Raw genomic sequence first — 14,540 nt, forward strand, 5'->3', positions numbered from 1 at the left:
TTTTCCCGACTCGGAGCCGCCGCCGAGCAAAAAAGGGGACAGGTTGGAACATGTCCTGGCAGGGAAATCCGCTTGCCGGGGTTAGGATTCCTACGCCCAGAGTTGATTTCAGTCAAATCCGGGCCGGTTCTGCAAAGATTTTCACGTCTTTTGTATTGCAATCTTTACAAATCCGAGTTATATTTTGCTTATCGTTGGCGGAAACTTTCGCAGAAGCGCACTTCTGCGAAATTCACCGTTGGGCCGGCTTGCGCCCGGAACCTCCCGATTTTCCAAAATTTTCGTTCCAATAATCACTATTTCTTTGCGGAGCAGGATCTTGCGCCCACTTCGGGTTCTTCACGAACTCCCAGAACGCTTCCTGCACGCGCCGCTTGCTCTCAAATGTCGGGTGCACGTAAAGGTCAAGAGTCGTATGGGTGCTGGCGTGACCGAGAAGCACCGAGAGCGTTTTCAGGTCCTTGTTAGAAGTCAGCGCATGGGTAGCGAAGCTGTGCCGCAGGGTGTGGATGTGGGCATCCACTTCAATTCCCGCCGCCTTCAAAAACTTCTTGAAATGGTTCTGCAAAGTCCGCTGGTCGTGCTTCACCAAAAAACTGTCCGGCGGATTTTCCCTCGCCGTCTTTTTCAGCCATTGGAGCAGATTTTCCGGGATGGGGATTTCCCGATGGCCGCTTTCGCTTTTCGGTGGGCAGAGTTTGCGGACGGTCTTCGGAGACTTGGCGATTTCGTCCGCTCCTTTTGCTGCTCCTTCACTTCCATTCGGCAGCCGTTCCAGCGTCCCGTGAATTTTGATAGTATTTCGTACAAAGTCAAAATCCGAAAATTTCAGGGCGCAAGCTTCCCCCAGGCGCATCCCGGTGAATGCAATCAGCAAGAGGCTCCGGGCCGAATTTTCCAGTTTCGGATTTTCGTTCTTTTCCGGCGCATCAACCAGCGCGACAAGTTCCTCTGGCGAGAGGGGAACCGCCTCCCCTTTTCGTGTCGCCCCAGCGTGGGGAAAGTCCAGCGCGCCAAAATTCTCCGGCGAAAGCGACGCTTTCAAAATCTGCTGCAACGTCGCCAGCACGAAACGCCGCGTTGGAATTGCCAAATGTTCGAGAGTGCTTTCCGCAAAATCCCGCACACTTGCCGAATCAAAACCGACCAGCTCCACTTCGCCAAAATACGGCAGCAGATACTTTTGCAAAATATTTGCGTATTTCGCCCGGGAGCTCTCGCTCCAGCCCAAGCACTTCTTTTCAAACCACCTTTTCGCCGCTTCCTTGAACCGCATCGCGTCTCCTTTGTTCCATGACGGTGCAAAGTTTGCAAAAAAAGACGTACTCTGGCGACTTGCTGTCTGGCGTTTTTCCGTCATTGCGAACCCGCCAAGGAGAAAATCTGCCTCATTTGAAAGCGACCGTCATTGCGAACCCGAAGGGTGAAGCAATCCTTTCACGCAGCCAAGATTGCCACGCCGCTATCGCGCCTCGCAATGACGGGATGCCAACAAGGATTGCTTCGGCTTTGCATCCCTGAAACTTGGAATCTTCGATTCCGTAGTTGAAGTATCCCTGGAAGGGACAATTCGCCTAAGGGATGCAGAGCTTCCAAGGCTCATGGGTCGCATTGTTCCTCGCTGGGACGGATTGTGTACAGGATAGCCTGCTCGCTTGCGTTCCTTGTGCAGGCTGTTGTTTTTACGTCATTGCGAACCCCCAGAGGGGTGAAGCAATCCTTTCACGCAGACAAGATTGCCACGCCTTGCTCGCAATGACGGGTGGGTCGCAGGGATTGCTTCGCTATTGTGCCTGGCGTTTTTCCATTTGCCCACAACCCCGCTGACAATTTTTGGGCGTTTTTCCGGTTGCCCATGAACCCGCTGGGGATTTTACGTCATTGCGAACCCGAAGGGGTTATACGACACTTGTCAATTTATTGACTTAGTGGAGTTATCCTCTATGTGGATATACGACACTTGGTAACTTTGTTACCTTAGTGGAGTTATACTCTATGTGGATATACGACACTTGGTAACTTTGTTACCTTAGTGGAGTTATACTCGAAGTGTAGAAGCAATCCTTTTTTTTGCAGATAGGATTGCCACGGCGTTATCGCGCCTCGCAATGACGAGGTGCCAGCAAGAATTGCCGCGGCTTTGCATCCCTGAAACTTGGAATCTTCGATTCCGTAGTTGAAGTATCCCTGAAAGGGACAATTCGTCTAAGGGAACAAGTTCCCAAGACTCATGGGCGAAGGCGAGCACCTCGCGACCCGCGGGAAAATTCACCTTGTGAAAAGAAGTTCTTGTTTTGCAGAAGAGTTCACCTTATGAAGAGCCATTCCACTTTAAAAGGGAGTTCCCCTTGTGAAAGAAAATTCTCTGTCTGAACAAGAGTTCCCCTTGTGAAAGAAAATTCTCCGTCTGAAAAAAAGTTCTCCTTGCAAAAGAAAATCCCCCGCTAGAATAAATGACCCACATTCGTCAAGGCGAAAAACGCAAAGCGGCAGGAAGCCACTTCTCCCAGCTCATTTCCAGCGGAAAACCTTGAAAATGCCGAGCGGAACGGCAACCGTAATGATGGGAATTTGCAGCAGTTCCGTAATGGGAATGGCAAAGAGAAGTCTGGTTTCGCGAAGCCGAATCGCTCCAATGGACAAAAAAAGCACATCGATGGCGACTTTGCTCGCAAAAGGAATGAAAAACCAGGCCCAGGGGAAATCGAGAAACAGGGCGAGCCACGGAGAAATAAAAAGCCACACGTAGAAAGTGTAAATCAGAGTCAGGAAAAACGTGTAGAGGTGATTGCTGTAGCTGGTACCGTTGCTGGACCAGCGAGCGCGTTGATTCAAAAGCCCTTTAAAAGAATCGACGGGCGCGGTTTCTACGACGGCGTTTTCATCTAGGTTGTAGCAAAAACCGACATTCGGTTCCTGAATCATTTTGTGCACAAGCATGTCGTCGTCGCCCGAAGAAAGGTGCACCAGGTCGCCGAATCCGCCGACTTTAAAAAAGAGTTCTTTTTTGTAGGCGAGAGCTGCCGCGCTGGCGACCATCGGGATCCCCATGCTGAATCCCGCCGCTTCAATGGACGTGTAGCCGAGGGTTTCGAGTTTTTGAAAAGCGTGGACAATGCTCGGCGAACCCGAATTCTTTTTGGGACCTTGCACAATGGCGATATTTCCGCGGAAACGGCTCGCCATCGAGCGAATCCAACCTCGGGGCGGAATGCAGTCGGCGTCCATCGTCATTAAAATTTCGTGTTTCGCCGTTTTAAATCCCGTTTCCAAAGCCCGCTTTTTGGGGCTTTCCAAAAAGGGCGCGTCCATAGGAATATGCACAACGGAAAATCTCGGGTGCCCGGCGGCAAATTCTTCCAAAATTTGAGCGGTTCTGTCTGTAGAGCGATCGTTTACGCAGATGACTTCCCATTCTCCGCTGTAATCCTGAGCGTCCAAAGCCTCCAAAGTCCGTCGGGCGTGTTCTTCTTCATTGCGAAGGGGGACTATAACCGAGACGCTCCAGAGTTTTTCCGGCTGCCCGCCATTCTTTTTTGCCCGCAGAAGCCCTATGGACAAAAACAGGAATAAGGACACGTAGAGCGCGGAAAGAACGCTGATGATACAGAGGCTGAGCATAACGCGCAAAATATATTTATTATTATGCCGAATTATGATCCATCCTTCCGCCTATGTGAGCCAGAACGCCAAAGTTGCAGACAGCGCCTGCATCGGGCCTTGGTGCATTGTGGAAGATTTTGCGGAAATCGGAGAAAATGTGGTTTTGGAATCGCGGGTCCATGTTTTGCCCTTTGTGAAAATTGGAGCGGAAACGCGGATTTTTGACGGGGCGAGCCTCGGCAACGTGCCACAGGATCTCAAGTTTGCGGGGGAACGGACTTTTTTGGAAATCGGCGAGCGTTGCGTTATTCGGGAATACGCGACTTTGCACCGGGGCACGGCGGAAACGGGAAAAACCGTTGTGGGGGATGAATCGCTGGTGATGGCGTACGTCCATGTCGCCCATGATTGCCAAATCGGAAAAGGCGTGGTCATATCGAATCGGGTACAGCTTGCCGGGCACGTTCAAATTGGGGATTATGCCAATTTGGGCGGAACCGCCGGCGTTTCGCAGAATTGCCGGATCGGGGCTTATAGTTTTGTCGGGGCGGCGCTGAAGGTGGACAAAGATGTGCCGCCTTATGTGAAGGCTCTGGGAAATCCGCTGCGCTTTGCCGGTGTGAATCTCCACGCCCTTCGGCGTTTTCCGGAACGTTTTTCGGCATCGCGGATGGTGGAAATCGAAAAGCTCTACCGGGACTTTTTTCACTCCCGCAGTCCGGTCGAAGAAAAAGCAAAAGAAATGGTGAAATGTCAAGATTCTACCATTCGGGATTTTTTTCTTGTCGAAAATCGCCCATTGATCCGCTAGCTCTGTGGTTTAGTGATTAGTTGTCAGTTATCAGTTGTTGGAGTTCATAGGAAATTGCAATCGAAGCAATCTCTCCGAAAGGGAGCGTCATTGCGAGGAGCAAAGCGACCCATGAGTCTTGGGAACTTGTTCCCTTAGACGAATTGTGCAAAGCCCCATGAGTCTTGGGAACTTGTTCCCTTAGACGAATTGTCCCTTTCAGGGATACTTCAACTACGGAATCGAAGATTCCAAGTTTCAGGGATGCAAAGCCGCGGCAATCTTTTTTACGGAAAAGATAGCTTCGTCATTCTCTTTATTCATTCCTCGCCATGACGCACTTTTGAAGCGTCTTCGTTGTCATTGCTCTCCAATTTGAAGAATTCTCGTTGTCGCTTTAGAGGGCCGCCTAAAAGGAAAAAGCGGCAAATTGCCGCTTCTTCTGAAATTTTTAGATGGCTTTAATTTTGAAAGAAAGCCTCTAATGCTCCGGGATACCAAGAGTTGTTTGAACGGTCGTAAGCTTCAAAACCGCCGACTTTGGTGAATCCCCAGAATGTCCAGCTGATGTCGAATTTTTCGGCGGCGGCAATCGTTTTTTTATTCCAGAGAGCCCAGTATTTATCGCTCGGACCATCCGTTCCACAGCTGCTGCGGGACCCTGCCGCCACCCCGAATTCCCCCATATTGAGCGGAACATGGCCTCCATTTACATCCGGGTAAAGTCTTCTGGCGAGGGTTACATAGCTGGCTATATCGGTTTGCGCCGAATTGATGTATGAATCATCTCCGACGCATTTATAGCCGTGGCCTTCATGACTAAAGGTGTAGGGTTCGTAATAATGTCCCGAATAGATGATGTTGCCGTCTTGGGGGAGTTTCAGGGCGCCCAGATCGGCGAATTTTGCCGCATGATAGGATTCGAACATGATTGTCTTTCCCGGAGCGGCGGCGCGGATGATGCTGTAGGCACTGAGCATCACGTCGTTCAACACGTCCGCATTTTTAATAGTCGGTTCGTTCAGGATTTCCAGAACGAGCATGGAATCGGGAAACGCGTTCAGCACCGTGGCGACTTGCGCCCAAATGGCCAAAAAGTGAGCTTTTTCGGCTTCGTAGGCGGCGGAATTGGCTTCGGGATTGTCCGTATAATTATTGGCCGCATCCATCAGTTCGTAATACCAGTGAAAATCGACAATGACTGCCAGCCCTGCCTGGATGGCCAGTTGCACATCTTCGACGACACCGGCAAGGCGGTCGGGGTTGACCTCGTGGGTGACGGGGTTGGAATTGTGCTGCCAGCGCACCGGAATCCGCACGGAATTGAATCCCGCATTTTTGATGATTTGGAAATCCTCGTCCTGAATGGGATTGTTCCATCCGCCGTCCAGATAATCATTATAGCCGTAATTATAAGGATCGGCGGGAAAGTGGCAATCTTTATCCTTGCATACACTATAAGATTGCGAATCCCAGGCATTTCCCAGGTTCATTCCCCTGCCGAGCCGAGCGTTCATGGCTCTCCCTTGGGAATAGTCGATGGGAATGGCTACTTCTGTATCGGAAGTGGAACTGGAAGATTCCGCTTTGGTCATGCCGCCGTCGTCGGAACAACCGGTCATGAGGATGGCGAAGAGAAGTGCCGAGAAGAGAATTTTCATGAAAACTCCTTAAAACCGTTTTTCCCAAAATAGATTATTTGCGAAAGGGGACGTTTTTTATCGCCAAAAAAAGATGTTTTCAATAGAAAACGGCGAAATTGGTGTGATTTACAAAAAAATAGGGTCCAAATGCAAGACTGAAAGCGTTTTTTTGCAAAAAAGCGAATTTGAAATGGGGAAAATCTATTTATATTGTTGCTTACTGGATTTTTGGAGAATGTGAAAAAAATATGAATGCTACGCAAAAACCCATTTGGAAGTGCTTGTTGGCAACGCTTCTTTTGGTTTCAATCGCTTCTGCCGGTTTTGAAGATTATCGAGACCGGGATCAGTCACGCTTTATCATGAAACCCGCAAAACCGTTCCGCCCCGATAAGGATGTCGTATCGGTAGTGATGCGCGAAGCCATTCCGCGTGGCGGTGGATATACCTACCAGTATCCGCGAGAAAACCCCGAACCGGTCATGACGGATAAATATGCGAAAGAAGGCGCGCTTTCCATGGAAATCGAGCTTATCGCGAGCGATTATTCCGGCGTGGCCATTTGTATTGCCGGTTCCGTGGATCTCACTCCGTATTTGGAAGAGGGCGTTTTGGAATTTTGGATTAAGGGCGAAAAGGGCGGCGAAAACGCTTTGTTCGTGCTGGTGGACGATGGCGTGAAAAGCGGTGGCGAATCGCTTCAGGTCAAGCTCCGTTCCAAAAGCCTTGGCGAAATTACGACGGAATGGACGCATTTCAGCATTCCGTTGAAACTTTTCGGAATGACGGGTCTGTATTGGGATGCGAAAAACACCCGTGACGTTATGCTTCCCTTTGCGTGGGACAAGTTCAAGGGATTCCGCTTGGAAGTCCGTAAGGATGAAAACGAATCCTTCAAGGTGTGGATTGATGATATTGTAATCAAGAAACACGGCAAGCCTTATGAAGGCCCGGCCAACTATCCTTTCCGCAATGCGATTTAAGAGGGCTTTATGCGTAAACTAGTTTCTTCTTTTCTTATCGCTTCTTGCGCAGCTTCGGTTTGGGCTACACCAACCCAGTTGCAGTTGGACTCGATTCACGCCTCTTTGGATACGCTTTCTAGCAATATGGAATCCACTCTGCTGGGCAAGGACGATCTTCCGGTCGCTGTTTCCGGTTTTATGGCGTTCCGCGTCAAGAATTTCCATTATTCCAATACGTCTCCGGCGTTTGCTAGCGACAAGGCCCGTATGGCGGTGGACGCTATTTTTAAGGCGAATATCGTCGCCATGCCGAATTCGTACATGACTTTATGGACGAATTTTGCGTTCCCGTTCGACCTTTCCGGCACGTTCGGTAACAAGTATGCGACGCAGCCGACGGGCGTTCCGACTTATGACGAACGCGTTCTGTACGATCATTCCACGGACTATTATTCTTCGACTATCGATGAAGAGTTCAATGTCGGAGCCGATATTCGGGCGGGTGTCTTCGGGGCTTATATTACCGCCGGCGGTGTGATTTGGATGAACTCCTCTCCGCTGACCATTTGGGAACGTGAAACCGCTCCCCGTTTTGCCTGGCAATACGAACTTTTCGAGGACGAAAAGACGGTCAGCACTTACTACAAGGAAAAGGTTTTCAAACCGGTGAAAGAAGGCGGTCGTGCGTTCTGGACGAACCGTTCTTTTGGTGGCGTTTTTGCGAATGTCTATCAGCTGCCGTATAATATGAAAGCGCAATTGCTGGTCTCTCAGCCGATGGATGCGGATATGGGAACTCGCGATGGCCTTCGTCTTTATGCCGGTCAGCCGGGCGAACTGGAAACCTACGGTTTGCACGATATGCGCGGCTCCATTTACCACGCCCGTATTGCCAAGGAAAAAATTCTGGACAATTTGACGGTTGGTGCGAACTATATCGGGGTTGTTTTTGACAAGGGCATCATTTACGAAGACGAATTCCGGGGCCAGTGGATTACTGCGGGTTATGATCCGATGCTTTTGAATACCCACGTGGCTTCTATCGATGTGAAGGGAAACATCACTCCGAAGCTCTACTTGATGGCGGATATCGCTTTGAGCATGACGGATTCCATCAATTTCTATGAGTCGGAAGAGGCTGCCTATGGATATGCCGAAGACGCTTACAATTCCGCGATGGCGACTCCGCAAGTGGGCGTGTATATCAAGGCGCAAAGCAAATACATTGACGGTTGGCCCATTACGGTGGAAGGCATTTATTTGCCGAAAGATTTCTATTCCCCGTATTCTTTGAGCAATCCTTCCCGCTTTACCAGCTGGCGTAAGGATGAAGCCTACCTGAACGGAGGTTCTCTCCGCTATACGCCGAATATGATGGGCTTGAACTTCAAGCTGGAACCGACTTTCAACCGCGGCTATTTTGATTTGCAATACGGTCAGCACCGCCAGGTGGAAGAAGGCAACGATGTGATTGTTTTCAACTATCGCTTGAACGGTCGCAACATGTGGGAAAGCACCAATTCTTGGACCAAGCACAAACCGATTTTCTGGGCGGACTCGGGAAATGCGGATCCGAAAGCGAGTGGTTATGTTGCCCGTACAGGCATTTTGGAGCCTGGCATCGGCATTAAGCTTCGCCGTCAGCGCGGTGGACTTTATGGTGGAACTTGGGAAATGTGGGAATCCTTCACCGCGTATGAAAACGTGCAGCAAATTGCCAAGGGAGAGGTTCCGAGCCATGCCAAATGGTATTCTTTCCTTTCCTTTATGGGTGGCTATGACATTGGGCATTGGTTCGGCACGGATCGCAATATCATGATGACGGGTTATGCGGCACTTTCCGGAGTCTCTACAACGATCGCTCCGATTGCCTACAGCGAAGACCAGACTGATATGCTCCTTTGGAGCTTCTTCGGGCAGTTTGAACCCGCTATTGCTGTAACGCCGAAATTCCACATGGTCGGTCTTCTCGGTATTGAAATGTTCCGTTCCAAGAACGCCTTTACCAGCTATAGCGTATCGAATGGCCTTGCCAAGACTTCTTCCCTGTATGGAGAAGTTAATTCTTCTTATTATTCCTATGCTCCAATAAATTATTTGGAAACTGCCATCGGAATTGGTTTCGATTGGGACTTTGCAGATAGAGCCGGTCTGCACGTCCGTTATAAGTGGATGACCCATTCGGATGAAGTCCTCTCTGTGAACGATTGGCATATGCATTATATTTCGGCGGAAACCAAGGTCTGGTTCTAAAGGAGAGAGCGTAAACAATGAAAAAGAATATGAAAAAGTTTTTGATCGCTTTCCTTGCTGCTGCCGTAACAGTCCCCGCTGCAACAGAATGGCAAACTCAAGAAAGGCTGGACGCTAAAGTAGATTCCATTCAGGCGAAACGTGGAGTCGTTATCGGCGGGAAAATTCGCGCGGCAGCTCAAGCTTCGTATTTTGACACCGATCAGGATCCGACCGGAAAGAATAAAATGCCGGAAACGGAGCGAAATGAAATGGCGAATGCCGACATCGATTTCCATTTTCGTCCGTATGAATTTGTTCGGGCTAATGTGATGTTCCGAATGGGCGCGGGAATGCAGGAGTATTTCTCGTCCGCCTCCAAAACCCTTTCCGTCGGCTGGATAAACGTCGAAGGGAATATTGGAAATAATTTCTATTGGGTCGTCGGTGATTTCAGGCAGCAATACAGCCCGCTGACTCTCTATTCTCCGGATGTGGAAATTCTTTACGAGCCGACCATTTTCGCTCGTAAACGTCACATGGCGGAGTCGCAGGAACTTCTTGAAGGCAATCAGCGCAATTTGCAGGGTGCCAACGTGCAATTCCGCGAGTATTTTGGAAAATCTCTTGGGGAATTCCGTGCCGAAGCGATGGTTGCCCGTATCAATAGAACTTCGGTCTTGGATCTTTCTGGTGCCGAAGGCAATATCTTGCCGAACGATTCCGTTGCCGGAGCGAGTCAGGCTGCCAATATGGATAAATGGGTGGTCGCCGGGAATTTGGAATTGTTGCCGATGGACAAAAATCTGTATATTGGCGTGACTCCGATGTACATCTTCGATAATGAAGATTCCTATTCCTACACCTATCGTCATCAAAATCTGTTTGTTGGCGATCCTTATGAATTGCAGCCGATTAACCCCTTTGATATAGATCCGCAGAAAACATTGATTGTCAGTGGTCGTGTCGGCGGCGATATCGCCGGTTTCTTGGGCAACAAAAACCTGATTCTCGACCTGGTTGCCGAATACGCCTATTCTTCGGACGATGTTTACAATCATTCGCAGATTCCTGTTGTCGATGAACTGGGAAATCCGGTGATGAATTCGGAAACAGGTGAATTGGTGATGCAGGACGTTGCATCAAAGAAAACTTTGGACGGTTCCGCCCTTTTGGTAAACTTGAATGTGGGCTATAAGATGGATGCCGACTGGAGCCTTGTTCTTGGCGTGGACGTTGTCCGCAATGACAGCAACTGGTTCAACAATTTGGCGCAGTCTCCGAAATTCTTTGCCCGCCGCATTCTGAATTCGGATGTGGATGGCAATTCGATTAAATATGGCGTCAATTCGCCTCTTTATTCCACCTTTGACGCTCTTTATAATTATTCCCCTAAGTTCTCTCCTGTGGCAAGCTCTTTGCGGACGGATGACTCTGGTTTGAAAGATGGACAAATGGACAGTTACAATATCGCTCCGTTCAATAAGAGTTCTTGGAAATCCAATGTCTATACGCGGGCGCAGTTGGCTTTGCTCGAAGACATGAGCGATCCGGCTTTGCAGCTTTCGTTGCCAAACGGTCTTGCCACTTCTAACCGGATGGGTGGTCGCGGCAATCTGGTATTTGACTTGAAGGATTTTGCGGAAGCGCAGGTTCTCGGCAGCTACTTTACACAGGTGTCTCCGCTGATTGGCTATAAGGAAGCGACCTATTTGGAATTTGGCGGCGGGGCCAAGGTCGATGTGTTCAAGATTCTCGGATTCCAAAAGCCGCTTGAACTTTCGGGTTCCTATAAACATTCCGAACGCAAAATCGATACGGACAACTGGGCGTCTTTGGGTTTGGTGGATGGAACCGCGGAACTCAAGAGCGATTTCATTAACGCCGGATTGTATGTACAATATCTGCCGCGACTCGGATTTACCGCTGGATTCCAGTATGTCAAAACGGAATACAATACTTACGAAGGCTTGCATAGTGGATTGGTTGCGCCTTTGATGAGCGGCAAGCAAATGCAATGGATGGTCGGGCTCGACTATTCTCTAGCCAAGAATGCTTGGCTCTCCATCAATTACGGAATGATTTCGGTTTCGAACGAATACAACACGGCTGCCGTGGTAGCTTCCGGCTCTGCTGACGAAGCTTTCAACTTGCCTTCTTACTACGATGTTTCGACGGATGCAAAGGGAAAGTTCAAACATGAATTTAGCCAATCGATCATCGAAGCTTCCATTAATGTGGAATTTTAGTGGGAGGGACTAACGAATGAAAAACTTGAATATGAAAAACTTGCTCAGCTTCTCTTCGGTGTTGTTCCTTTCTGCAACGGCGGTTTTTGCACAGCCCGAACAGAATGAGACTGCACAACAGTCGGTGGCGAATCAGCAAAAGTCCCTGCTCGAAAAATTGGACTCGCTGAATGACGCCGTTCTCGGATTGCGGGTAAATGGATCGGTCAAAGCGGGAGTCTTGACCTCCATGGCGAAATCCGACCAGTTTAGCGACAATTCCCCGACGCAGGAAACGCAGGCTTACACCACAGCGAATCTGGTCTTTACCGCAAGACCGAGTTCCGAAACCGAGGCCAGGGTGGAACTTCGCTTGCATAAGGATTGGCAGAGCGCTTACGAAGAAAACAACAATCCGGTTATTGGGCATTGGTTCTCGTACGATGGCTTGATTCTGAATAAGCACGTTTCGTTCAATTTAGGCTATATGCGAGTCGGTTATACGCCTTACACGTTGTGGACTCCGCAACCGAACTTTTTGCAGGAACCGGAAATTTTTGCAGAGGAACGTGCCGAAGCAATGGCTGATCGTAACTTGGACACGACGAATAATCGTCTGCTTCATGGTTTGAATGTTGTTTATAACAGCGGCAATCTCGGCGTTATAGATAATATTCAAGCGCAGGTGACCGGAGCGCGTTTGCGCAACATCGCCAAGAAAAACGACGAGTCTTTCTTTGATTTCGATTGGGCTGATCGTTATCTGTTAGGTGCACGGGCTGGTGTAGATGCTTACGGTGCCCATATCGGTGCGAACTATGTTTGGGTTTTTGACCGCGAACTCAGTTTTTTGGCTCACGACTTGGACTTGGAGGATTCGCTTGCCTTGGATGAAAATCAGGTATTTTCCGGCGAAATCGGCTTTGATTCCCAGAAATTGCTTCCGGATCTTCCCGTTGTATTTGGCGTCACTGCGGAATTTGCCATGTCCTGGTGGAATGCGGATCTGTACTATTCGGGAAAGAAAACTTCAGAAGAGTATTCGTTGAAAAAGGGAACTGTTCCGAATGAGGATGGAGGACTGGATTCCATTGCTTATGTGACGGTAATAACTTCGACAAACAATGAAACCTTTAAGGAGGATTTTGCTGACGATAACGGGACAAGCTTCTACATTGCGCCGTATGTGAAGACGTCTTTCGCCGATTTTAATTTGGAATTGCGTGGACGTTATTTGCAGAATGATGAAAAGTTCTGGTCAGAATTGGCTTCTGCCCCGGCTTATCGTGGGAATGCGGTGATTTTGAATGCGAACGGTCTCTATTCGGATTCCGTCTATGCGGCTTTGGTGTCCGCATTCGGTATGTCGAGTCTGGAAAATCTCTACTTCCGAGTGTATAATTCGAATCCTTATAATGCTTCGAATATTCAGTCTGCGTCAACGGCGAATGTCCTTTCGTCCGGCGCATCGGAATCCAGTTTGATGTATTCCCGCCTATATAATAACTACAAGAACGTACATGTTTACCGCAATGGCTACAATGCCAATACCGTTAAACGCTTGGACTTGAACGATGCCCTGTTTCTGATGGACGGATCGCTGGATATGGCTCTTCCGTATGGTATTGCTACGCCGGATCGCAAGGGATTTGATGTCGCTTTTGATGGTGACTGGAATGCGGCGATTCATTTGAATGTGCGTTTTTCGCAGTATAATCAGGATGCCATTGACAACAAATACACGCAGTTTGGTGTGGGTGCCGGCGTTCGTTTGGACAAGGTGCTGCAAGAATTTGGCGTAGATGTTGATCGCATTTTGATTCAAGGCTCCTATGCCCACTCCGAAGAAGATCATTACTTTGAACGCAAATCCGACCGTATTATGGCTGGCGTTTCTGCGGAAATTTGGGGACCGATCGGCTTCCAGGCTGGTTTTGAACAGTTCAAAATGGAATACGGAATTGCTCTGCCTGTGGCGACAGCCGCTTCCATCAATAAAGTCGAAGAAATGCTTTTCCGTGTTGGTCCGCGAATCAAGATAGCTCCGGCTTCCTATTTGTCTGTTCAGTATGGACTCTTGACCGACAAGGTTTCGTTCATCCGCTCTGATGAAACAGGAGTGGTAAATGATGAACTTTCTATTGACAAAAACGTGATTATGGCAGATGTAACGGTAGCGTTCTAAGAGGTGCGACTATGATGAATAAAACTCTTAATCTTTTTATGGCATTGAGTGCTGTGGCTATCACGGCTTGCTCCTCGATGGATGTTTCTTCATCGGAAGCTTTGGAAGGAAACTACCCGAAAGATTTTACTGTAGAAGCTTATCTCTCGGTTCATCCTGAATTGGCCGGTTTGCAAATTCAGGATCTTATCAAAGCTCACAATGATTCGCTGATGCTGGAAAGCGAAGCGATTGCTGCGGATACTGCCGCATTTTTTGCGGACACGGCTTCTTTGCACCAGATTTATGTGAATCCATATTTTGCCGGTTATAGCGAAGAGCTTTGGGTGGAAGACTGGACTCCAAACGTTATCAGCGAAACGGTCTGTGGCCTGGATACCACTTATGTGACTGTTAAGCCCGACACATTGAAAGCGTTAAAAGTCTGGCTTGGCGAAATCACCTATGATGCCGCTGGAAAAATTATCAGGGTTGAAGGTTTTTCGGATTCTCTCAAAACGGAGCCGGTTGCTTTTGACATTGACGGCGTACTTAATACAATTGTAAATCGCTCGCCAAGTAACACGGGAACAGTCGTGGATTCAACGGATTGCAAAGTTGTAGAGACCAGAACCGAGGGAGAAATTCCAAAGGACAAGAGGAGACGCCTGGTGAACTTCAACTTCAACGACAATCTGCTGGATTTGGTCGAACTGGAATCGCTTTTGCAGAACGATTTGAATATGGACGTGATTGCTCTTCAATTTATCATGTATGGTCAGTCTCATGGCTGGGCGTATCGAATCTGTACAGATGAAGAAAAGAATAATCCCGTGCAGACGGAAACATATCCGGCTGTTAAACTTTATTGCGATGATGACGGTATCATCCGCGAAATTGCGGAGTGAGGATTCT

9 protein-coding genes are annotated in these 14,540 nt (G+C 48.8%); 6 read left to right on the top strand and 3 right to left on the bottom strand.

The features are described 5' to 3' along the window. Positions 1-232 precede the first annotated feature (232 nt). Together B5D40_RS10380 and B5D40_RS10385 are read right to left on the bottom strand one after the other, a co-directional pair. Positions 233-1,276 carry a tyrosine-type recombinase/integrase gene (locus B5D40_RS10380; protein WP_158222192.1) on the bottom strand — a complete coding sequence of 348 codons (1,044 nt, stop codon included), beginning with the start codon at positions 1,274-1,276 and terminating at the stop codon, positions 233-235. Positions 1,277-2,511: 1,235 nt separating this feature from the next. Further along, complete coding sequence (locus tag B5D40_RS10385) at positions 2,512-3,621, bottom strand: glycosyltransferase (protein WP_073302815.1); 1,110 nt, start codon at positions 3,619-3,621, stop codon at positions 2,512-2,514. A gap of 34 nt (positions 3,622-3,655) precedes the next feature. Between B5D40_RS10385 and lpxA the strand changes: the two genes are divergently transcribed. Next, complete coding sequence (lpxA, locus tag B5D40_RS10390; RefSeq protein WP_078776845.1) at positions 3,656-4,414, top strand: acyl-ACP--UDP-N-acetylglucosamine O-acyltransferase; 759 nt, start codon at positions 3,656-3,658, stop codon at positions 4,412-4,414. Positions 4,415-4,854: 440 nt separating this feature from the next. Here the strand turns inward: lpxA and B5D40_RS10395 are convergent, their stop codons facing one another. Further along, the gene (locus tag B5D40_RS10395) at positions 4,855-6,054 is read right to left on the bottom strand and encodes a glycoside hydrolase family 5 protein (protein WP_233134333.1); all 1,200 of its coding nucleotides are present in this window, start codon (positions 6,052-6,054) and stop codon (positions 4,855-4,857) included. A 230-nt stretch (positions 6,055-6,284) separates the two neighbouring features. Between B5D40_RS10395 and B5D40_RS10400 the strand changes: the two genes are divergently transcribed. From B5D40_RS10400 to B5D40_RS10420, 5 genes are read left to right on the top strand one after another with little or no spacing between them, the layout of a single operon-like run. Next, the gene (locus B5D40_RS10400) at positions 6,285-7,019 is read left to right on the top strand and encodes a CIA30 family protein (RefSeq protein ID WP_073302809.1); all 735 of its coding nucleotides are present in this window, start codon (positions 6,285-6,287) and stop codon (positions 7,017-7,019) included. A 9-nt stretch (positions 7,020-7,028) separates the two neighbouring features. After that, positions 7,029-9,254, top strand: a complete 2,226-nt coding sequence (locus B5D40_RS10405; protein ID WP_073302808.1) for a hypothetical protein — start codon at positions 7,029-7,031, stop codon at positions 9,252-9,254. Positions 9,255-9,271: 17 nt separating this feature from the next. After that, positions 9,272-11,482 (top strand): hypothetical protein, encoded by a 2,211-nt coding sequence (locus B5D40_RS10410; protein WP_078776846.1) that lies wholly within the window; start codon positions 9,272-9,274, stop codon positions 11,480-11,482. A 16-nt stretch (positions 11,483-11,498) separates the two neighbouring features. Further along, entirely contained in the window at positions 11,499-13,646 is a 2,148-nt protein-coding gene (locus B5D40_RS10415; protein ID WP_073302806.1) for a hypothetical protein, read from the top strand. A gap of 11 nt (positions 13,647-13,657) precedes the next feature. Beyond that, complete coding sequence (locus tag B5D40_RS10420) at positions 13,658-14,533, top strand: hypothetical protein (protein WP_143159318.1); 876 nt, start codon at positions 13,658-13,660, stop codon at positions 14,531-14,533. The last annotated feature ends 7 nt before the right edge of the window (positions 14,534-14,540 follow it).

It is taken from the genome of Fibrobacter intestinalis, assembly GCF_900167415.1.
Taxonomy (GTDB): Bacteria; Fibrobacterota; Fibrobacteria; order Fibrobacterales; family Fibrobacteraceae; genus Hallerella; species Hallerella intestinalis.

Excerpts from the sequence above, each read along its gene's own strand:
- B5D40_RS10380 (WP_158222192.1), bottom strand. The coding sequence starts at position 1,276 with ATGCGGTTCAAGGAAGCGGCGAAAAGGTGGTTTGAAAAGAAGTGCTTG.
- B5D40_RS10385 (WP_073302815.1), bottom strand. The coding sequence starts at position 3,621 with ATGCTCAGCCTCTGTATCATCAGCGTTCTTTCCGCGCTCTACGTGTCC.
- lpxA (WP_078776845.1), top strand. The coding sequence starts at position 3,656 with ATGATCCATCCTTCCGCCTATGTGAGCCAGAACGCCAAAGTTGCAGAC.
- B5D40_RS10395 (WP_233134333.1), bottom strand. The coding sequence starts at position 6,054 with ATGAAAATTCTCTTCTCGGCACTTCTCTTCGCCATCCTCATGACCGGT.
- B5D40_RS10400 (WP_073302809.1), top strand. The coding sequence starts at position 6,285 with ATGAATGCTACGCAAAAACCCATTTGGAAGTGCTTGTTGGCAACGCTT.
- B5D40_RS10405 (WP_073302808.1), top strand. The coding sequence starts at position 7,029 with ATGCGTAAACTAGTTTCTTCTTTTCTTATCGCTTCTTGCGCAGCTTCG.
- B5D40_RS10410 (WP_078776846.1), top strand. The coding sequence starts at position 9,272 with ATGAAAAAGAATATGAAAAAGTTTTTGATCGCTTTCCTTGCTGCTGCC.
- B5D40_RS10415 (WP_073302806.1), top strand. The coding sequence starts at position 11,499 with ATGAAAAACTTGAATATGAAAAACTTGCTCAGCTTCTCTTCGGTGTTG.
- B5D40_RS10420 (WP_143159318.1), top strand. The coding sequence starts at position 13,658 with ATGATGAATAAAACTCTTAATCTTTTTATGGCATTGAGTGCTGTGGCT.